This is a genomic window from Butyrivibrio sp. LB2008 (genome assembly GCF_000621565.1).
Classification (GTDB): Bacteria; Bacillota; Clostridia; order Lachnospirales; family Lachnospiraceae; genus Butyrivibrio.
Window position 1 is genome coordinate 11,623 of record NZ_JHXZ01000018.1, and the last position, 20,158, is coordinate 31,780.

Below are 20,158 nucleotides of genomic sequence, written 5' to 3' on the forward strand. Positions count from 1 at the left end.
GCTTTTTGTATAGTGTGAAATTATGCTTTGGATAATATCAACTTCTCTAAGTATGCGATTCTTGCACATACGGTAAAGATATCTGCAGCCTGCTCAAGCTCTTCAAGAGGCGGAAGAGAAGGAGCAAATCTGATGATTGAATCGTTAGGATCCATGTGGTAAGGGAAAGGAGCTCCTGCGGGAGTTAATATAACACCGGCTTCCTTTGCAAGTTCAACGATACGTGATGCAGTTCCCTTAGGTGCTTCATAAGTAATGAAGTAACCGCCTTTTGGTGATGTCCAGGTTCCGCATCCTGTGTCTCCAAGATCTCTTTCCATGGTCTGAATTACCATTTCAAACTTAGGTCTCAAAATTTTTGCATGTTTCTTCATGTGAGTCTCTACAGATTCAACATCCATGAAGTATCTTGCATGACGAAGCATGTTGATCTTATCGAAACCGATTGTCTGAACAGTAAGAGTTTTCTTTAATTCCTGTCTGTTTGCATTGTTACATGCGATAGCAGCGATTCCGCCGCCGGCAAAAGTAATCTTAGAAGTTGAAGCAAATTCAAATGCAAGACTCGGATTATCAGCTTCTTCACATTCATGAAGGATATTTAAGATTTTGCATTTTTCTTTATATAAGTGATGTACGGCATAAGCGTTATCCCAGAAGATTCTGAAGTCCTTGGCAGCAGGCTTAAGATTTGCCATGCGGCGAACAACTTCATCTGAATAAACAATTCCCTGAGGGTTTGAATACTTGGGAACACACCAGATTCCCTTGATCGAATCATCCTTAGATACGAGATCTTCGATCATATCCATGTCGGGACCGTCTTCATTCATAGGGATGTTGATCATTTCAAATCCGAAATGCTGTGTTATGGCGAAGTGTCTGTCATATCCGGGAACGGGGCAGAGCCACTTAACTTTATCAAGCTTGCACCAAGGTGTGCATCCGCCAAAACCGAACATATATCCACGCGCTACGGTATCAAACATTATGTTTAATGAAGAGTTACCGCAAACGATAACCTGCTCAGGCTGGCAATCCATGATCTCAGCCATTAAATGCTGAGCTTCGACGATACCTTCAAGGCAACCATAGTTTCTGGTTTCAACACCGTTCATGCATCTCATTAAAGACTTTCCGTCTAAAATGTCGAAAATAGGCATAGAAAGATTGAGCTGTTCAACAGAGGGCTTTCCGCGACTCATGTCGAGCTTAAGGCCTTTAGCTTGCCACTGTTTGTATTCGTTTGAAAGAATCTCTTTTTCTTTTACTAATTCTTCGTGTGACAGTTCACTGTACTTTTTCATAAATCAATCCTCTACAAAATTGTATACAAGTATTTATGTATCTTACATATTATTACAGTAACCTCCTGACAAGTCAAGTATAAATAAGAAATGCAAGCGTCGGTTTTTTGATATAATTAATCTATCAGTATAAAAAGGCATTGTAATATTGCAGATTAGTGACATGGATAATTCCGGAGATTACCTTATGGAGGGCAGAAATGGAAGGATTATATAGTGTTTCTGAAAAAGTACTTAGATATGCCGTAGAATATTCCACGCTACTTTTGGAACTATTCGGAATCTGTATTCTTGTATTTACTGCCATAAAGAGTTTTATATTCTGGCTGAAAAAAGATGAGTCGATAAGACTTGAACTTGCGCAGGGAATAGCTCTTGCACTGGAATTTAAGTTGGGCGGAGAGGTGCTTAGGACGGTTGTTGTGCGCGAATGGTCGGAACTCGGAATCCTGGGGGCCATAATCGCGCTCAGAGCGACACTGACGTTTTTGATACATTGGGAGATTGAGAAAGAGAAGATTGCACTGCAACCAAAGGTTAATGTTGATAAAGATACTCCTTCGTGACGCACTGTCACTGATTGCAGGCTTTTTTATGGACAAGTCCCGAAGGAGTTGTAGATAAGAAAGAACTTTTATAGAATTAAGACGATTTTTGAAACAGCAAAAAAGTATTGGAAAAATATTGCGATAAAACATAAGATGATGAGTTTTCCAAAAGGAATAGATGTTCAAAAACTCAATATAGAGTAAATGCAGATTTTTAATATAAATTCGGTTCCCTGCAAACCGCATTAGCTATTTTCGCTTTTTCGTGTGTTTTATATGTGAAATAAAAGTGTTCATTTTGTGAACATGATTGAAGGTGAAAATTAATTTACTTTTATGAGGAATAGTTTATAATAAAAAATCACTTACATTATTATAAGGACGGATAATTACAGATGGATCATTTTTATTTTGTACGACACGGAGAAACGATCTGGAACGTTGAAAACAAGATATGCGGGGCAACAGACATTGCACTGACACAAAGAGGCCATGATCAGGCCATAGAGGTTGGACGTTTGATCCTGGAAAAAAATATTAAGGCAGATGAGATACTTACGTCTCCTCTCATGAGAGCGTATGACACTGCAAAGCATATTTCGGAATGTACCGGTATTCCGTTAAGAGTGGAACAGAGATTGATCGAGCAGAATTTCGGTATATATGAATCAACTCCGCGCGACGGAAAGGAATTTCATGAGGCCAAGAAACACATGGCGAGCCGCTTCAAAACCGGCGAATCCATGATGCAGCTTGCGCAAAGAATATATAATCTCCTGGATGATATAAAAAACGGCGACAAAGAATATATATTGGTTGCCCACAACGGAATAGTAAGGATTATAGAATCATATTTCAGAGAGATGGATAACGAAGAGTTCTCAAGGTTTGGAATAGATAACTGCGAGATCAGAAGATATGAGTTTTGATCCGGCGTATCAGCACATTAGATAAAACAATCCCCTGCCGCTCAGTAATTGAAGGCAGGGGAATTGAAATAATTATTTCTTTTTACCGTTAACGGCATCCTTAAGAGCTTTGCCGGCTTTGAACTTAGGAACAGTAGCTGCGGGAATCTTGATAGCAGCGCCAGTCTGGGGATTCTTACCTGTTCTTGCAGCTCTCTTAGCTGTCTCGAATGTACCAAATCCAACAAGCTGAACTTTACCTTTTTTCTTAAGTTCCTTTGAAACTGTCTCTGTGAAAGCCTTTACTGCCTTCTCAGAATCTTTCTTGGAAAGACCGGTCTCTTTTGCAATAGCATCAACGAGTTCTGTCTTATTCATTATAATACCTCCCTCACAATGAGTATTTTAACTACTAATCAAGATTTTACAACGTTTTTATGCACCATACAAGAGTTTTGAATCGAAAAAACGCCAAAAATTATAGCATTTTTTAGTGCACAATACTGAAAAGTCGCATGAGTAAATGGTTTAAAATGAGTATCACATCTTAAGATTAGAATAATTAACAATATGAGGGAAGCAGGCTTTTGAAAAACGCTAAATATGGGGATTAAAGGGATGTAAAACGTGTGAAACCGCTAAATTGATATATAAATCCATTTGTGAGATAATAACAACTTGTACTCATTACAGTAGTCCCGTGAACGTAATTACTCAACGCAGATAAAAAGATATTTGAAATACGTGTGATCGGCTTCTTTATTATATATATTGATAAGACTCACGGAAAAAAGATCGGAGCAGGCAGTCAGCTTGTTCCTTTTTATATATGAAACCATTTTCTTATAGGTTTTATCTATTCCCGAAGTGTTGTGGTCGTGATAGCAGCTTATGATCTTTCTGCTGGGAAGCGGGAAGGTATCAACATTGTCCGCGGGCAAAAAAGACAGAGTAATTATATTGTTGTACACGTAATCCCCCGCCAAAAGATCTTTATATTCAATTGTAACTCCCGAAGGAAATGCGGCAAATGAAGAGTCGGCGTTGGCCCTTGCCAGATGGGCGGAGATATCCTTGGCAACATCGGCGGCATGGTAGGATGCGGATTTGTCTTTTACTTTCGTTGACGAAAAACTCATGTCCGGGATTATATCAAGGAAAGGAACTCCGGGTTTGCAGTCGTCATATTTTTCCAAAATCCAAAGACCTAAATGAAGAGAACTTATCTTTTTATTGATAAGAAAAAGCTCACGTTGCATATCAAGGATTTTTGAATTTACCAGTTTTGAGATACTTTCTTTACTGGAATTGTGCATAGTGGTACTTATTTCTTTTATCGAACAACCGGCTTTTCGCATTGTATTAATAAAGAAAAAAGAGCTGATCTGAGACGCGGAATAATAGTGATAACCGTTGTTTGGATCAACTCTGGGAGTCAGAATTTTTTGTTCGTAATAATAGCGAAGAGTGTCTCGCGTAGTGTTACATAGTTTTGCAAACTGGCTCACGCTCAGTGTATACTCTATGTCTTCATCTTCAAAGTCACTATATCTTGTCATAGAAGCCTCCTAAAAAATGATAAAAAAATATCAAAAAGACACTTGACCTGGGGGTTACCCCCACGTTTATTGTAACAGAGAATTAAGTTAATACAATCCTATTTATCAGAAAATAGGGAAAATTATCTAAGAAAAAGGGAGAAAAAAAGATGAAAGATGTAAAAGCAACAATTGTACGTATAATCGCAGAGTACCTTGATAAGGAGGAGTCAGAGATCAAGACAACTGATACTTTTACAGAAATCGGACTTGATTCACTCGACATCATGGAACTTGTAATGCAGATGCAGGAAGAGCTTGATTGCAAGATCGAACTTTCACAGGAAATCACAACAATTGACAAGCTTGCTGAGCTTATTGAGAAGCAGTAATCAGCGATCCGTTTGGAGGAATAAGAAAATGGAAAAGAATCCTGTTTGCGAAATGCTTGGGATTGAATACCCCGTAATACAAGGCGGAATGGCTTGGATTGCCGATGCAAAACTTGCCGCTGCCGTTTCAAATGCCGGTGGACTTGGACTTATCGCAGCAATGAACTCAAACGGCGAACAGCTCAGAGCTCAGATCAAAGAAGCCAAGAAGCTTACAGACAAGCCCTTTGGAGTTAACCTGATGCTCATGAGTCCATACATCGAAGAGGCTGTAGATGTTGTATGTGAAGAAGGTATTTCGGTTGTTACTACAGGAGCAGGAAATCCTTCGAAATACATGGAGAAGCTTAAAAGTGCAAATATAAAGGTCATCTGTGTTGTTGCCAGTGTTGCACTCGCCGTAATGGTTGAACGCATGGGCGCAAGCGCTGTTATAGCAGAAGGCTGCGAGTCAGGCGGACATGTCGGAGAGACAACGACAATGGCACTTGTGCCTCAGGTTGTGGATGCAGTAAACATCCCTGTTATCGCTGCCGGCGGAATTGCCGACGGAAGAGGAATGGCTGCTGCATACATGCTTGGTGCAAAGGCTGTGCAGATGGGAACAAGATTCCTTACAGCAAAAGAGTGCGGAGTGCATGAAAACTATAAGGAAAAAGTTCTCAGCGCAAAAGACAGAGACACGATCGTTACCGGAAAGTCTCTCGGTCATCCCGTCAGAGCTTTGAAGAACAGAATGACAAGAGAATTTCAGGCAAAAGAGCTTGATCCCAATACTACAAGTGAAGAGCTTGAAGCAATGGGCGCAGGCGCATTGAGAAAAGCAGCTATAGACGGAGACGTAAAGTACGGTTCATGTATGTGCGGACAGATCGCGGGACTCGTTAAGAGCGAAGGAACCTGCGAGGAAATCATCAAGAGCATATACAATGAAGCTATGGCACTTATGGGTGCTTGAAAAGTGGAGATAATATGAAAAAAATCGCATTTTTATTTGCCGGTCAGGGGAGTCAGTACGCCGGAATGGGAAAAGACCTATATGAGAATATCACTGAAGTGAAGGAGTTTTTTGACACTGCTGAGACTGTCAGGCCCGGAACACTCGATCAGATGTTTTCGGGAACAGAAGAAGAGCTGAAAAAAACAGAGAACACACAGCCTTGTCTCTTTCTGGCTGATATAGCAAGCGCGATCGCTTTGGAAAACAGCGGAATAAAGGCAGATGCCATTGCAGGCTTTTCGCTGGGAGAAGTCGTTGCTATGGGAATGTCCGGAGCGCTTGCCAAAGAGGATGCTTTCAGGCTGGTATGTAAAAGAGGAAAGCTCATGCAGGCAGCTGCAGATGCCAAGAAGGGCAGCATGATAGCTGTTATGCGAATGGATAAGAGTGAGCTAGAATCACTGTGCGATGAATTTGGAGTATATCCTGTCAATTACAACTGCCCGGGACAGATCGTTGTTTCCGGGGAGGAAGACAGGATTGAGAAGTTAAAAGAAGCTCTTTCAGAAAAGAATGTGAGATTCGTACAACTCGCAGTTGGCGGACCGTTCCACACTCCTTACATGAAAGAGGCATCTTTGGGCTTACAGGAAGAGATTGAAAAAGAGGGTTCATATAACATAAACAATCCGCAGACACCTGTGTATGCGAATATGACAGCTAAGCCATATCCCGATAACAAGGCCGGAATAATCGATACGATTTCCAACCAGATATCAAACAGCGTTAAGTGGGAAGAGACACTTAGCAACATGGCTGCGGAAGGAATCGACACATTTATCGAATGCGGTCCCGGTAAGACACTTTCAGGTTTTGTGAAAAGAACCGTTTCAGGAGCAAACATTTATAACGTAAGTGATATTGATTCTTTGAACAAAGTTGTAGAGGAGCTGAAAAAATAATGTTAAAGGGAAAAGTTGCTGTAATTACCGGCGGTACAAGAGGAATTGGCAACGCCATTGCGAAGAAATACGCAGAGAACGGTGCAAACCTTGCGGTAATCGCCACAAAAGACAATGAGAAAGCACAGGCTGCCATTGAAGAACTTAAGAAGAATGGCACAGATGTAAAGCTATATCTGTGTGATATAAAAAATGCCGATCAGGTTGCTTCCGTATCGGAGGCAATCCTGGCAGACTTCGGCGGAGTTGACATAGTAGTAAATAATGCCGGAATAACAAGAGATAACTTGCTTCCGGGAATGAGTATTGCGGATATAGACGATGTTATCGACATTAACTTAAAAGGAACAATGTATGTAACACGCTCTTTTATCCGTAATTTTATAAAGAGAAAAGGTGGAAATGTTATAAATATCAGTTCTGTAGTGGGACTGATGGGAAATAAAGGTCAGGCAAACTATGCCGCATCAAAGGCGGGAATAGTTGGATTTACCAAGACCGTAGCTAAAGAATATGGCAGAAAAAATATAAGATGCAATGCCATCGCGCCCGGATATATAGCTACCGAGATGACGGCGCAGCTGTCCGAAGCTCAGACAGAAGAGCTTAAGAAACAGCTTCCGCTTACAAGACTCGGAACGCCGGAAGATATCGCTGAACTTGCGTTGTTCCTTGCAAGTGAGAAATCTTCATATATCACAGGAGAAGTTATAAAAGTAGATGGAGGAATGTATGTGTAGAGTAGTTGTTACAGGAATGGGAGTAATCTCACCCGTTGGAAATGATATCGATACTTTTTGGGAGAGCTTAAAGGCCGGAAAATGCGGCATTGACAAGATTCAGAGATTCGATGCTTCAGGACTTAAGGTAAGCCTTGATGCCGAGGTCAAAGAGTTTGAGCCTAAAAAATATTATGACACCGTTCAGGAAATCCGTAAGTCGGATCTTTTCATGCAGTATGCAATGGCTGCAGCAAGACAGGCTGTTGAGCAGAGTGGAATCCTTGAGAGCGAACTTGATAAAGAGCGCTTTGGTGTATATATAGGATCCGGAATCGGCGGAATAAATACAACAATCCGCGAGACAAGAAAGCTTGATGAAAAGGGACCTGAGATGGTTTCTCCGTTCTTCGTTCCCATGATGATCAGCAATATGGCGGCAGGTGCCGTATCAATCAAATTCGGTGCAAAGGGCCCCACACTTCCTATCGTTACAGCATGTGCTACTTCAACACATACTATCGGTGAAGCTTACAGAGTTATCAAGCACGGCTATGCGGATGCGATCATCGCAGGCGGAAGCGAAGCTTCTATCAATGAACTTGCAATGGCAGGATTCATCAATTGTCAGGCGCTCAATCTTTCTGAGGATCCTTCTGAAGGAAGTATTCCTTTTGATAAGAGAAGAGGCGGCTTTGTAATGGGTGAGGGCGCAGGAATCCTTATCCTTGAAGAGTATGAGCATGCCAAGAAGCGCGGAGCCAAGATCTACGCTGAGGTTGTAGGATATGGAAACACATCCGACGCGTATCACATCACAGCTCCGGACCCTGAAGGAGACGGCGCTGTAAGAGCAATCCAGGCTGCAGTTAAGGAAGCAAAAGTTAGCGACAGCGATGAGATCTACTTCAATGCACACGGAACAGGAACACATCTTAACGATGCGATGGAGACAAAGGCAATCAAGAAAGTCTTCGGTAAGAAAGCATATGACATCCACATCAGTTCCACAAAGTCCATGACGGGACACATGATGGGTGCAACAGGTGCGGTTGAAGCAATTGCGTCAGTTATGGCACTTAATGAAGGAATCATTCCTCCTACGATCAATTACAAAGAGAAAGATGAAGAGTGCGATCTTAACTATACAGTAAATAAAGCTGAGAACGTTGATGTTGATTTTGCTATCAGCACATCACTCGGATTTGGCGGACACAATGCATGTATAGCTTTCAAGAAAGTGGATTAAGGAAGGGCAATTATGAGTTCATTAAAAGAGTACGGTGATCTTTTTTTAAGATTGAATTTAACAGAGCTTTCTGTCGAAGAAGGAGACTTTAAGATTCAAATGAAAAGAGAGAACTCCATAAAGACCGAGAGCGTAAAGGTAGTGGAAACAGCGCCGGTACAAAAGGAGAGTGCTCCGACATCTGCCGAGCCTGAGGATAAGGCAGAGGCGGTTAGCGGAACTGCCGTAAACGCACCGCTTCTTGGAATTTTCTATGCGACTGTCGGAGAAAAGAAAGCTATCAAAGAAGGCGACAAAGTCTCTGAAGGCGATGTACTGTGCACCATCGAGGCAATGAAGATGATGAACGAAGTAAAAGCCCCCGTAAGCGGCGTGGTCAAGAAAGTCTGCGTTACAGACGGCGCACTTGTAGAGTACAAACAGACACTTTTTGTTATTGAATAAGAGGAATTTATGGATAGAGAAGAATTGAAAAAGATACTTCCCCACAGAGAGCCGATGCTCCTTGTGGACGAGGCGTATCTTAATGAGGATGGAACGGCAACAGGTTATTACAACGTGCGCGGCGATGAGTATTTTTTGCAGGGACATTTCCCCGGAAATCCCATCGTGCCCGGAGTAATACAGTGCGAGATAATGGCACAGTCAGCCTGCGTTCTTTTTGCCGATAAGATGGCAAACGGTGGAGTTATTCCTGTTTATACGGGACTTGATAAAGTACGTTTCAGAAATATGGTTAAGCCCGGAGACAGAATCAGAGTTGACACTAAGGTCATAAGGTCTTTTCATCCCATGTACGTACTTCATGGGGAATTGACCGTAGATGGGAAAAAATGTATGAGCGGAGATTTTTCTTTTGCCATTACGGAAGTAGGAGAAAGAGAGGAAGCGTGACATGTTTTCTAAGATTCTTATAGCAAACCGTGGTGAAGTTGCCGTACGTGTTATCAGAGCATGCAAAGAAATGGGAATAGAGACCGTTGCGGTTTATTCCGATGCAGACAAAGACGCACTTCATGTAGAGATGGCTGATGAGAGTTACTGCATTGGCGGACCTTTAGTAAACGACAGCTATTTGAATATGAACGTCATAATTACGTTGGCTCAGGCAGTGGGAGCTGAAGCAATCCACCCCGGATACGGAATGCTTTCCGAGAACCCTGAGTTTGCAAGAAAGTGTGAAGAAAACGATATCGCGCTGATCGGCCCCGGTTCCGAAGTTATGGAGAAGATGGGACAGAAAGAGATCGCAAGACAGATTGCTGTAAGCACGGGAGTTCCGGTAACACCCGGAAGCGATATCCTGGATAGCAATAAGGCTGCGATCAGATGGGCAAAAGAGATCGGATATCCCGTTATCTTAAAGGCGAGAGCCGGAGGCGGCGGAAAGGGAATCCGCGTAGTAAGAGAAGAAAGCGAATTATTATCGGCTTTTGAGCAGGTAAAAAAGGAAGCTAAGAGCTCTTTTGCAGACGATGCGATCTTTATGGAGAAATATCTCGAGAACGTAAAGCACGTGGAAGTTCAGATTCTTGCAGATCAGAAGGGAAAAGTAATTGTCCTTGGTGACAGGGACTGCTCCGTTCAGCGTAAGAACCAGAAGCTCATAGAAGAGTGCCCTGCGCCTGTTTTATCTGACGATACACGTGAAAAGATGTACAAAGCGGCTTCGGATCTTGCGAAGAAAGTCGGCTATGTCACTGTCGGAACGGTGGAGTTCCTTGTAAAAGGAGATTCTTTCTACTTTATGGAAATGAATACCCGTCTTCAGGTTGAACACTCCGTCACAGAGATGGTGTGCGGCATTGACATAGTTGAGTGGCAGATAAGGACCGCTGCAGGAATAGACATTCCTTTTAATCAGGAAGATATTGCGCACAGTAAGCATGCGATAGAATGCAGGATCTGTGCGGAAAATTCAGTAGACTTTAAGCCGTCTACCGGAAAGGTTGAACTGCTTCATATTCCCGGTGGTGTGGATGTCAGATTTGATTCCGCACTTTATCAGAGCTATGAAGTGACACCGTTCTATGATTCCATGCTCGGTAAACTCATAGTTTGCGCAGATACAAGGGACGGTGCGATCCGTAAGATGAAGAGTGCACTGTCTGAGTTCGTACTTGTCGGCGTTGACAACAACAGAGAAATGCACATGAAATTCATGGACAACGGCAAGTTTATAGTCGGAAACTACGATACGGGGATATGTCAGAAGGTTTTGTAAACTATGGAATTAAAAAGTTTTTTTCTAAAAGCGAATAATGAGCTTGAATACGGCGATGTTAAGCCCAGAAGCAGAAAAGTTACCTGTAAGAGATGCCAGAAAGAAACAGCCGTAGCCAAGATAAGAAAAAACAATTTTGTCTGTCCGAACTGCGGATATTACTTCCCTGTAAGAGCAAGGCGAAGAATACTGATGCTCTCGGATAAAAGAAGTTTTGTGGAATTGTTCGGAGATCTTGAGTCAAAGAACATCCTTGATTTCCCCGAGTATGACAGCAAGTTGCAGGCGGCCAGGGAAAAGAGCCGTGAGAACGAGGGGGTTATCTGCGGCGTTGCGGCGATCGGCGGATACAGAACATGCATATTTGCAATGGACGCGAACTTCATGATGGGATCGATGGGAGCGGTAGTAGGAGAGCGTATCACAAGTCTCTTTGAATATGCCACGGAAAAGAATCTTCCCGTTATTGGAGTTACCGTTTCGGGCGGAGCGAGAATGCAGGAAGGAATGCTTTCTCTTATGCAGATGTCGAAGGTTTCGGCTGCAGTAAAAAGACATAACAATGCAGGAAATCTTTATATAAATCTTTTGACCAATCCTACGACGGGAGGCGTTGATGCAAGTTTTGCGATGCTTGCCGACATAACGCTTGCAGAGCCCGGCGCAAGAATAGGCTTTGCGGGACCCCGTGTTATTGAGAAGACTCTTAACAGAGCACTTCCCAAGGGATTCCAGAAAGCCGAGAGAGTTCTGGAATGCGGATTTATAGATGACATCGTAACAAGAGACAAGCAAAGGGATTACCTTGAAAAAATACTTAAGATACACAACTGCTAAAGAAGAATACAAGAGGGCAGATATGAAAGATTATGATATCGTGCTCGGGGCACGAAGTGACAACAGGTACACGGCAATCGATTATATGAATGCCATTATCGGTGACTTTATTGAATTTCACGGTGACAGATACTTTGGTGATGACGGTGCCGTTATCGCAGGAATCGGAATGATAAAGGATATGCCTGTGACGGTTATCGGAATCGAAAAAGGTAAGAATACCGAGGACAGGATTGCTCACAATTTCGGAAGCGCTCATCCCGAAGGGTACAGGAAAGCTTTGAGGCTTATGAAACAGGCTGAAAAGTTTCACAGACCGATAGTTTGTTTTGTTGATACGGCCGGTGCTTTCTGCGGCGTTGATGCCGAAGAGCGCGGGCAGGGAAGAGCCATAGCCGAGAATCTTTATGAGATGTCAGACCTCCGGACACCTATTTTATCGATAGTGATAGGGGAAGGCGGAAGCGGCGGTGCGCTTGCTCTTTCTCATGCGGACAGAGTGTGGATGCTTGATGATGCGTATTTTAGCGTGGTATCGCCGGAGAGCTGTGCGAACATTTTGTGGAAGAGCACGGAAAAGGCTGATGTGGTCGCGGATGCGCTGTATCTTACAGCTGATAAGCTGTATAAATTGGGACTTATAGATAAGATTTGTAGTAATGATACTTTTGAGAACTTAGAGAACGACATCTATTCGGAGCTTAAGAATCTTATGGCTACGGATATTGATACACTGACGGATCTAAGGTATGAAAAATTCAGAAGAGTCGGATATTAGAGGCAAAGATGACTAACATATATCAAAGATACTATAAGGAAAAATGTGACAAAGACAGAAATGTAGTAAGTATTGAGACCACTTATGATGAGAATTTCAATTTTGCTTATGACGTAATTGATAGATTTGCTGATGAATGCCCGGATAAGCAGGCTATGGTTCACAGAAGTACAGACGGCGTGGATACACGCTTTACATTCGGTGACCTTAAAAAGCTTTCCAACAAGGCGGCAAATGCTCTAAAGTCACTCGGGATAAAGCGCGGAGATCCGGTAATGCTTCTTCTCAAAAGACGCTATGAGTTCTGGATCAGTATTTTGGCTATTCATAAGCTTGGTGCTATAGCGATACCCACGTCTCATATGGTATCTTCGGAAGATATTAAGGAAAGAATTAATATCTCAGGAGCAAAAGCTGTGATCTGTGTCAATTCAGAGCAGATCTGTGATAAAGTAGAACGTGCTATTTCGGGAAAAGATGTCATTCAGATTGTGGTCGGAGACAGATACAAGGACGCGGTTTCTTTTGACAGTATAATGGACGAAGCTTCCGCGGAGCTTGAGAGGATCGCTACCGATGTAAATGATGATATGCTTTACTATTTCACATCAGGTACTAGCGGTGCGCCCAAGGCGGTAATACATGATTTTTCCTACCCGATCGCACATATCTATACTGCAAAGTGCTGGCATGCTGTGGAATATGATGGACTACATCTGACCGTTGCAGATTCCGGATGGGCTAAGTCTGCATGGGGCAAGCTCTACGGCCAGTGGTTCATGGGAACGGCAATAATGGTCTATGATTATGAGCAGTTCTATGCGGCTGATCTGTTAAAGCTTATTTCGGAGGAGAAGATAAACACATTCTGCGCTCCTCCTACAATATATAAATACTTTATTTTGGAAGATCTGTCACAGTACGATCTTAGCGAGCTTCATACCGCAACAACTGCGGGCGAGCCGATGCCTGAAGAGGTTTCGGAGAAGTTTTTTGCCATGACGGGAATCCGTATTCGCGAAGGCTTTGGCCAGACTGAGACTGCGCTTCAGATATGCACCCCTGTCGGAATAGAGCAGATAAAGGGCTCTATCGGATTGTCTTCGCCATTATATAATGTAAGTTTGGTGGATGAGGATAATAAGCCCGTTGCCGCAGGCGAAGAGGGAGAGATAGTTATCATTCCCGAAGGAGATGAGAGGCCTATAGGCATTTTCAAGGGATATCTTGGAGATGAGGCATTATATAAGGAAGTATGGCGCGGCGGCGTATATCATACAAAGGATAAAGCCGTTATGGACAAAGACGGACATTTCTTTTTTATAGGAAGAAATGACGATGTAATTAAGTCAAGCGGTTACAGGATCGGGCCGTCCGAAGTAGAGGACGTTATAATGTGCCATCCTGCGGTATTTGAGTGTGCCGTTACGGGATTTCCTTCCAAGAACAGAGGCGCTGTCGTAAAAGCCAGCATCATCTTAAAAGATGGTATCGAGGATACCGGAAAGCTTGGAACCGAGATTCAGGAATTTGTAAAAAAGCGCGTTGCGATATACAAGTATCCCAGAATAATCAAGTTCGTTGAAGACCTTCCGCGGACCAGTTCGGGAAAAATAAGCAGAGCGCGTATCAGACAGGCAGATCTTGCAAGGATGAATAAAAAGTAATTGTCGTTTTATCAATATTTTATTTGAAATATGAACGGATTTGCAGGCATAATATATATATGAAATAAGTGTCAAATGTTATAAATGCGTATGTTAAGACGTTTGGATTTCAAATAAGGAGACCACGTTATGAAAAAGAGGGTATTGATAGCGGATGATACAGCATTATTCAGAGAAATGATCAAAAACGCACTCGGTTCTGAGGAGTATCAGATTGTAGGTGAAGCGGTCAGCGGAGGTCAGGCAGTTGACATGTACAAAGAAAAAAAGCCGGATCTCATGATCTTGGATATAAATATGCCCAAGATGAACGGTATAGACGCACTTGCTGCCGTGATGGACTACGATCCCGAAGCAAAGGTTATTATGTGCTCCGATCAGAAATACGAGGGAATGATAGTCATGGCGATAAAAAAAGGAGCCAAAGACTTCATTGTTAAGCCGTTTACAACTTCGGATGTTTTATTCGCGGTGAAAAAAGCATTTGAAGAGGAAGAAGAGTAAGATTATCATATAAGCGAGGCTATATTATACATGTAGCCTCGCTGTTTAGTTAGTCCGGGAGCTCTTTTACACTGGACAAGAATAAAGTGCGATGTTAGAATACATCCATAAATCAACCGGAAGAGGGGCAAGTGTATGTTAAAGCAAATATCTATTTATGCAGAAAATAAAAAGGGATGTTTACAGAATGTGACAGGCATTCTTTGTCAGAACGGAATAAATATCCTTGGATCGGTAACCAATGATTCTGCTGAGTACGGCATTATCAGAATGGTGGTTTCAGATCCCGAGAAGAGTATCGAAGTTCTCAGTAAGGAAGGCTATATCTGCAAGACTACGCCTGTACTTGCTGTTGAGTGTCTTGATGAAGTCGGATCATTGGATAAGATCTTAAAGACTTTGTTTGACAGCAATATAAATGTAAATTATACATATCTTTCTTTTAACCGTGACTCAGGTCTTCCTATTATGGTTATCCATACGGACGACACTGCTCAGGTTGAAAATATTCTTATTAACAGAGGCTATAATTGCATCTGATGTAAGATATAAATTATAATGGGTATATAAGTAAATATAGTAAGATTTAGGTTGTTTTGTTGTTTGCCATTGGCTCATAGGAGGGTACACATGCAAGGATACAAAAAACTTGAATACACCGGAAATACTGACGTAATTCTTCGTTATACAAAGGGACATTTCATAACCCCTAATTCCCATGTTAATTACTATATTGATCTGTGTGATACCAAGGCCAGAATGAAAGAGGCCCGCGCCGCGGGTGAATCGCTGGCTGAGATGTATATGTCTTCAGATGTTATAGACACGATTCTCTGTCTTAACGGAATGGAAGTAGTAGGCTCGTATATGGCCAATAAGCTGACCGAAGCCGGAATACTGTCCATGAATTCCCATAAGACCATGTATATTACAGCGCCCGAATACAACGTAAACGGGCAGATGATGTTCCGTGAGAACAATCAGCACATGATCAACGGCAAAAAGGTGCTGATTCTGATCGATTCGGCAACGACCGGACAGACGCTTAAGAGTGCGCTTGAGTCGATAAGGTTCTACAAAGGTGAGATTGTAGGAATATCAGCGGTTTTCTCAGTTGCAACGCAGATTGAGAACATCCCTATCCGTGCGCTTTTCACGATGCGAGATCTCCCCGATTATTCAACGGCTTCACACGATGCCTGCCCATTATGCAAAAACGGTGTTCCGGTTGACGCCATCTGCAATGGATTTGGCTATTCGCAGCTGTGAATCGGGATGCGGCTATAGGGCAGATTTTCTTAGCGTTACATATGTTGATATTCAAGGCATAAAAAAACTAAGGTTTTCATTCTTCGCTCCAAAAACTCGCCCATAAATGGGCTCAGACAGTTGGAGCGAGAGCAGAATGAAAACCTTAGTTTTTTTATGCTCTTGAATATGGCAACATATGTAAATGCTAAGAAAATCTGCCCTATAGCCGTATGGCGGAATTTACAGGGCGACAAAATTTCCAAATGAGCTCAAATCAATAAGTGTACTTTGAACGGGTATCAACATTTATATAGTCAAAGCTATCAACTACATCGCCACCAAAGAAAGTGAAAGTGAGTTCAGTTTTACCGAGATCGTATACCATGAAGAAAGCGCCTTCATCAAAGCTTTTGGTGGGTTCGCCATATGCGGCTATGACATCGTCTTTTTTGCTTCCGACACCGATTCCTTTGGCGGTTTTTACGTTGCTATCACTGATTGCGATGGAAAAAGGATAATTCTTTCCGTCTATAACAGCTATATTTAATTCTACCAATTTATCTTCGGAACCATATCTATAATCGATTCTATCAGGCTGTGAAGAGAAAGGTTCCTTTTCATATGGAGTACCCAACGTATCCATTAGTTTTGTAGCATCATCCAGAACAGAGATTGTCTTTCCGTTATATACAAACTGATCATCGGACAGGTCGACGGAAGAGTCTGATGATGAAGCATCCGAAGACTCTGCTGTACTTGCAAGATCGGATGAAAGATCTTCTGAACTCAAGTCGCTTGATGTATCGGTATCATTTTCGATACTGATCTCATCTGTAGATACATCCTCAGTTTCAGCAGTATTGTCATTTGACAGAGAGGTACAGGCTGTCAATAAAGATGCCATTATCAAAGTTACTAGTAAATAATTTTTTTTCATGCTTTTTCCTCCGGTAAAACTCACAGTAGTCTCTTGTAAATATCAAGCATACTCTCTATCTGGTACTTAAGGAGCCAAGCGGCATTGTTGTATTCGGTAGTATATTTGATCACTTTGATAAGATTGGGATAATACTTTTCCGTTTCATTTATCATTCTGAATATCTTTTCACGGCTGAGTCCCCAGGACATTGTTGTAAGATTATTACATCTGTCCAGGCACTTTATGAGCGCAGCTTTGGGATTGGTCGCTATCTGATTGTAATAAGCTATCATGACCTCGTCACGATTTTTGCCCTTTGTATCTTCTTTTGTCAAAAGTCTTACCAGCTCTTTTGCCTCATCTCCGACAGGAAGCTCATCGAGCCCAATCTCGCAATCTTCAACCACGTCATGAAGAAGACATGCCGCAATTACCGCATCGTCAATAATGTCCATAGAAAGAGCGTGACATGCCAGGTTAAGCGGATGATATATATATGGAACATTTGAACATTTTCTGTTCTGACCGGTATGAGCTTTTACCGCGAAATCAACTGCTTTCAAAGAATCGGAAAGCTTGAAATTCTTGGCTGTTGTCTTCACATAAGTTTTCATATGCTCCCAATCGTAGATAGCATCCTTTGTCTTAAACGCGCCGTGCTTCTCTTCAGCAATCGCAGAAACAGATACCCCAAAATACTCAGCCAGCTTCACCAGATTATCCGTATCAGGTTTGTATTCATCTCTTTCCCATGCAGAAACGGCCTGAAACGTAATTCCCAACGCATCTGCCACCTGATTCTGTGTGAGCTTACGCTCTTCTCTAAGTTCCTTGATATTTGTCCCTATACTCATCTTAACTCTCCTTATAACTCCTATATAAACGTTACCTTATGCCCTTATGGTACACTTGATATACCCTTTATTCTACCGAGTATTAATTTAAGTTTCAATCTATTTTTCAAGCTGAACTTGAAATTCTATTGGTCAAAAGAAACAATATTTCAATCCAATCAGCAAATTGCCAAAAAGAATTTGATAATCAAAGTATTTAATTAGTTCATTTGTGGAAAAAATGAAAGTTTTATTAAATCAATTTCTTTATAGTCAAGCGTGTGATATAAATATATGCAAGTAGTTTTTTGTTTAAGAGAAAAGAGGGAAAAAAATGGCAGAAATGAGTAATGGTTCTACTATGTTGTCACAAGAAGAGATAGATAAGCTTATAAAGAAATTGGAAGAAGAAAAAGAAAATAATAAATAATATAAAGGCTATTGCTTGAGTGCAGTAGCCTTTTTTTTGACCATTTTAATAAGACGTCATATTATGTTTTTATAGACGGTTTACCGAATGGCTATTTACAAGGAGAAAAAGATGCGAATATTGATTGCCGAGGATGAGGTTGCGACAGCGAAGGCGCTTAAGATACTGCTTGAGAAAGCGATGTATTCCGTGGATATTGTGCATAACGGAGACGATGCGTGGGATTATATACAAGAAGGTTCGTATGAAGTGATCGTTCTTGATATTATGATGCCGGGAAAAAGCGGGATCGAAGTTTTGTCGCTTATAAGGCAGAACGGAATCAGGACGCCTGTGATGCTGCTTACATCCAAAGCTGAGATAGAGGACAGAGTTGCGGGACTTGAAGCGGGAGCGGATGATTATCTTCCAAAGCCCTTTGCTACGAGCGAGCTTATTGCAAGAGTTAAGGCGCTCGGGCGCAGAAGCGAGAATTACAACGATTCTGTTCAGAGCATCGGGAATATAGTTCTCGACATTAACAAGTATGAAATGAGTGTTGGGAAAAAGAGTGTCAAGCTTACCAACAAGGAGTTTCAACTTATTGAATTATTTGTCCTTCATCCGGGACAGGCTTTTTCGACAGAGCATCTGATGGAAAAGATATGGGGATACGATACGGAATCTGATATAGACGTGGTATGGACTACCATTGGATATGTGCGAAAGAAATTAAGGCAGATCAAGGCAAATGTGGAAATAAAGACAATGCGTGGCATCGGATATGCCCTGGAGGTGACTTCATGCTGAAAAGAATGCGCTACCGCGTGATAATTGCAGCTATGGCGGCTTTTTTGGCAGTAATACTCATGGTTGCAGTTCTTGTAAATCTGATAAATTACCGTGTTGTCACAAGGAGCCTTGATGAAACGATTAGTGCCATCTATGAATTTGAGGCAGAAAATCCTCCGATGCCGGGACCTGAAATGAATAATGGGCAGCCGGGATCCGGCGCAAATCCACCGGGACCGGGGACGCAAGCACCGCCGGATGGGCCTTTTAGAGGTTCGCCTGATGCGGAAGCGGGATATATGACGCGATTTTTTATTGCAAGGCTTGATGGGGAAGGGAATGTATTGTCCACATCGCTTGATTTTGTCGCTTCAGTTGACGCGTCGGGAGCTAAGCAGCTGGCCGAGCAGGTTTATTCGGGCAAAAAAGACCGTGGCTATATAAAAGAATTCAGATTTGCAAAGGAAGAACTTAGGGATACTACGGTGATCATCTTCCTTAATTCAATGAGAGAGCTGCGATTTATGCATACATTAAGGTCGCTTACGATTGCGGTTTCCGTTGTAAGTTTGTTACTTGTTTTTGTATTGGTAGTTCTTTTTTCAAACAGGGCGATTCGCCCAATCGCAAACAATATCAGCAGGCAGAAGCAGTTTATTACTGATGCAAGTCACGAGCTGAAAACGCCGCTAACGTCCATAAGTACCAGTCTGGATGTTCTTAGCATGGAGCATGAGGATGACGAGTGGATAGACAATATAAGGAAGCAGACGGGAAGGATGAGCAAGCTTGTGAGCGAACTTGTTCAATTATCAAGGCTTGATGAGGATAATCCGCTTCCCGACAAGGAGCATTTTTCGCTAAGTTCCGCTGCGTGGGAGACGGCGGAGATATTCGAGGCGCAGGCCAAGGCAAGTGAAAAGAAATTTTCTGTGAATATTAAGGATGATGTGAATCTGTACGGAGACAAAGCGGCTATTCATCAGATGTTGTCGGTGCTTCTTGATAATGCGATAAGATATTCGGATGCAAATGCAGATATAAGGTTCAGTGTTTATAAAAAGAAAAATAAGACGGTTATCGAGGTTTTTAATACGTGCGATCTAAATCCGGTGCCGGATACGGAAAAGCTTTTTGACCGTTTCTACAGGCCCGATGCGTCAAGAAGTACACAGACCGGCGGTAACGGCGTAGGACTTGCGATCGCTAAGGCGGCAGCAGAGGCGCACGGCGGCACGATAAGCGCATATTGTCCGAGCGGCAAAACAATGACAATAAAAGTTATAATCTAGTGCTATTTAAGGGAAGTCGAGAGGCTTCTCTTTTTAAATTGTTTCAGGTTCATTTCAGGTTGGGAATTTATTATGGCTTCATGATTATT

23 protein-coding genes are annotated in these 20,158 nt (G+C 42.2%); 18 read left to right on the top strand and 5 right to left on the bottom strand.

The genetic code is table 11. The features are described from left to right. Positions 1-20: 20 nt before the first annotated feature. Positions 21-1,307 (bottom strand): aminotransferase, encoded by a 1,287-nt coding sequence (locus T356_RS0106740; RefSeq protein ID WP_026513840.1) that lies wholly within the window; start codon positions 1,305-1,307, stop codon positions 21-23. Between the two features lie 200 nt (positions 1,308-1,507). Here T356_RS0106740 and T356_RS0106745 point away from each other — a divergent pair, with 200 nt between their 5' ends. Then, entirely contained in the window at positions 1,508-1,873 is a 366-nt protein-coding gene (locus T356_RS0106745) for a DUF1622 domain-containing protein (RefSeq protein WP_026513841.1), read from the top strand. A gap of 377 nt (positions 1,874-2,250) precedes the next feature. Further along, positions 2,251-2,784, top strand: coding sequence for a histidine phosphatase family protein (locus T356_RS0106750; protein ID WP_026513842.1), 534 nt, complete (start codon positions 2,251-2,253; stop codon positions 2,782-2,784). A 72-nt stretch (positions 2,785-2,856) separates the two neighbouring features. On the opposite strand, the gene T356_RS0106755 is transcribed toward T356_RS0106750, so the two are convergent. Continuing rightward, positions 2,857-3,141 (bottom strand): HU family DNA-binding protein, encoded by a 285-nt coding sequence (locus T356_RS0106755; protein WP_026513843.1) that lies wholly within the window; start codon positions 3,139-3,141, stop codon positions 2,857-2,859. 332 nt (positions 3,142-3,473) lie between these two features. Continuing rightward, on the bottom strand, positions 3,474-4,322 hold the full coding sequence (locus T356_RS0106760; RefSeq protein WP_026513844.1) for a MerR family transcriptional regulator: 849 nt from the start codon (positions 4,320-4,322) through the stop codon (positions 3,474-3,476). Between the two features lie 149 nt (positions 4,323-4,471). Here T356_RS0106760 and T356_RS0106765 point away from each other — a divergent pair, with 149 nt between their 5' ends. The 14 genes from T356_RS0106765 to T356_RS0106830 all read left to right on the top strand — a co-directional run bounded on the left by T356_RS0106765 (position 4,472) and on the right by T356_RS0106830 (position 15,842). Beyond that, on the top strand, positions 4,472-4,693 hold the full coding sequence (locus tag T356_RS0106765) for an acyl carrier protein (RefSeq protein ID WP_026513845.1): 222 nt from the start codon (positions 4,472-4,474) through the stop codon (positions 4,691-4,693). Between the two features lie 28 nt (positions 4,694-4,721). Continuing rightward, positions 4,722-5,651 (top strand): enoyl-[acyl-carrier-protein] reductase FabK, encoded by a 930-nt coding sequence (gene fabK, locus T356_RS0106770; RefSeq protein WP_026513846.1) that lies wholly within the window; start codon positions 4,722-4,724, stop codon positions 5,649-5,651. A 14-nt stretch (positions 5,652-5,665) separates the two neighbouring features. Next, the gene (gene fabD, locus T356_RS0106775; RefSeq protein ID WP_026513847.1) at positions 5,666-6,595 is read left to right on the top strand and encodes an ACP S-malonyltransferase; all 930 of its coding nucleotides are present in this window, start codon (positions 5,666-5,668) and stop codon (positions 6,593-6,595) included. After that, positions 6,595-7,335, top strand: a complete 741-nt coding sequence (gene fabG / locus T356_RS0106780; RefSeq protein ID WP_026513848.1) for a 3-oxoacyl-[acyl-carrier-protein] reductase — start codon at positions 6,595-6,597, stop codon at positions 7,333-7,335. The genes fabD and fabG overlap by 1 nt, the downstream gene beginning before the upstream one ends. Continuing rightward, positions 7,328-8,563, top strand: a complete 1,236-nt coding sequence (gene fabF / locus T356_RS0106785; protein ID WP_026513849.1) for a beta-ketoacyl-ACP synthase II — start codon at positions 7,328-7,330, stop codon at positions 8,561-8,563. The genes fabG and fabF overlap by 8 nt, the downstream gene beginning before the upstream one ends. A 12-nt stretch (positions 8,564-8,575) precedes the next feature. After that, positions 8,576-9,007, top strand: coding sequence for an acetyl-CoA carboxylase biotin carboxyl carrier protein (locus T356_RS21610; RefSeq protein WP_051563220.1), 432 nt, complete (start codon positions 8,576-8,578; stop codon positions 9,005-9,007). 9 nt (positions 9,008-9,016) lie between these two features. Then, positions 9,017-9,457 (top strand): 3-hydroxyacyl-ACP dehydratase FabZ, encoded by a 441-nt coding sequence (gene fabZ / locus T356_RS0106795; RefSeq protein WP_026513850.1) that lies wholly within the window; start codon positions 9,017-9,019, stop codon positions 9,455-9,457. Position 9,458: 1 nt separating this feature from the next. Beyond that, positions 9,459-10,787, top strand: a complete 1,329-nt coding sequence (locus T356_RS0106800; protein WP_026513851.1) for an acetyl-CoA carboxylase biotin carboxylase subunit — start codon at positions 9,459-9,461, stop codon at positions 10,785-10,787. A 3-nt stretch (positions 10,788-10,790) separates the two neighbouring features. Continuing rightward, positions 10,791-11,624 carry an acetyl-CoA carboxylase carboxyltransferase subunit beta gene (locus T356_RS0106805; protein WP_026513852.1) on the top strand — a complete coding sequence of 278 codons (834 nt, stop codon included), beginning with the start codon at positions 10,791-10,793 and terminating at the stop codon, positions 11,622-11,624. A 22-nt stretch (positions 11,625-11,646) separates the two neighbouring features. Continuing rightward, complete coding sequence (gene accA, locus T356_RS0106810; protein WP_026513853.1) at positions 11,647-12,402, top strand: carboxyltransferase subunit alpha; 756 nt, start codon at positions 11,647-11,649, stop codon at positions 12,400-12,402. 8 nt (positions 12,403-12,410) lie between these two features. Further along, positions 12,411-14,069, top strand: a complete 1,659-nt coding sequence (locus T356_RS0106815; protein WP_026513854.1) for an AMP-binding protein — start codon at positions 12,411-12,413, stop codon at positions 14,067-14,069. Between the two features lie 129 nt (positions 14,070-14,198). After that, positions 14,199-14,573, top strand: coding sequence for a response regulator (locus T356_RS0106820; RefSeq protein ID WP_026513855.1), 375 nt, complete (start codon positions 14,199-14,201; stop codon positions 14,571-14,573). A 135-nt stretch (positions 14,574-14,708) separates the two neighbouring features. Next, a complete protein-coding gene (locus T356_RS0106825) occupies positions 14,709-15,113 on the top strand; it encodes an amino acid-binding protein (RefSeq protein ID WP_026513856.1) in 405 nt (134 codons plus the stop codon). Between the two features lie 90 nt (positions 15,114-15,203). Further along, positions 15,204-15,842 (top strand): hypothetical protein, encoded by a 639-nt coding sequence (locus T356_RS0106830; RefSeq protein WP_026513857.1) that lies wholly within the window; start codon positions 15,204-15,206, stop codon positions 15,840-15,842. Between the two features lie 256 nt (positions 15,843-16,098). Here the strand turns inward: T356_RS0106830 and T356_RS0106835 are convergent, their stop codons facing one another. Together T356_RS0106835 and T356_RS18665 are read right to left on the bottom strand one after the other, a co-directional pair. After that, positions 16,099-16,761 (bottom strand): hypothetical protein, encoded by a 663-nt coding sequence (locus T356_RS0106835; RefSeq protein WP_026513858.1) that lies wholly within the window; start codon positions 16,759-16,761, stop codon positions 16,099-16,101. A 20-nt stretch (positions 16,762-16,781) separates the two neighbouring features. Further along, positions 16,782-17,597 (bottom strand): helix-turn-helix domain-containing protein, encoded by an 816-nt coding sequence (locus tag T356_RS18665; RefSeq protein WP_035780628.1) that lies wholly within the window; start codon positions 17,595-17,597, stop codon positions 16,782-16,784. Positions 17,598-18,117: 520 nt separating this feature from the next. Between T356_RS18665 and T356_RS0106850 the strand changes: the two genes are divergently transcribed. Continuing rightward, entirely contained in the window at positions 18,118-18,795 is a 678-nt protein-coding gene (locus T356_RS0106850; protein WP_026513859.1) for a response regulator transcription factor, read from the top strand. After that, positions 18,789-20,069, top strand: coding sequence for a sensor histidine kinase (locus T356_RS0106855; RefSeq protein WP_026513860.1), 1,281 nt, complete (start codon positions 18,789-18,791; stop codon positions 20,067-20,069). The genes T356_RS0106850 and T356_RS0106855 overlap by 7 nt, the downstream gene beginning before the upstream one ends. Positions 20,070-20,158: the final 89 nt, after the last annotated feature.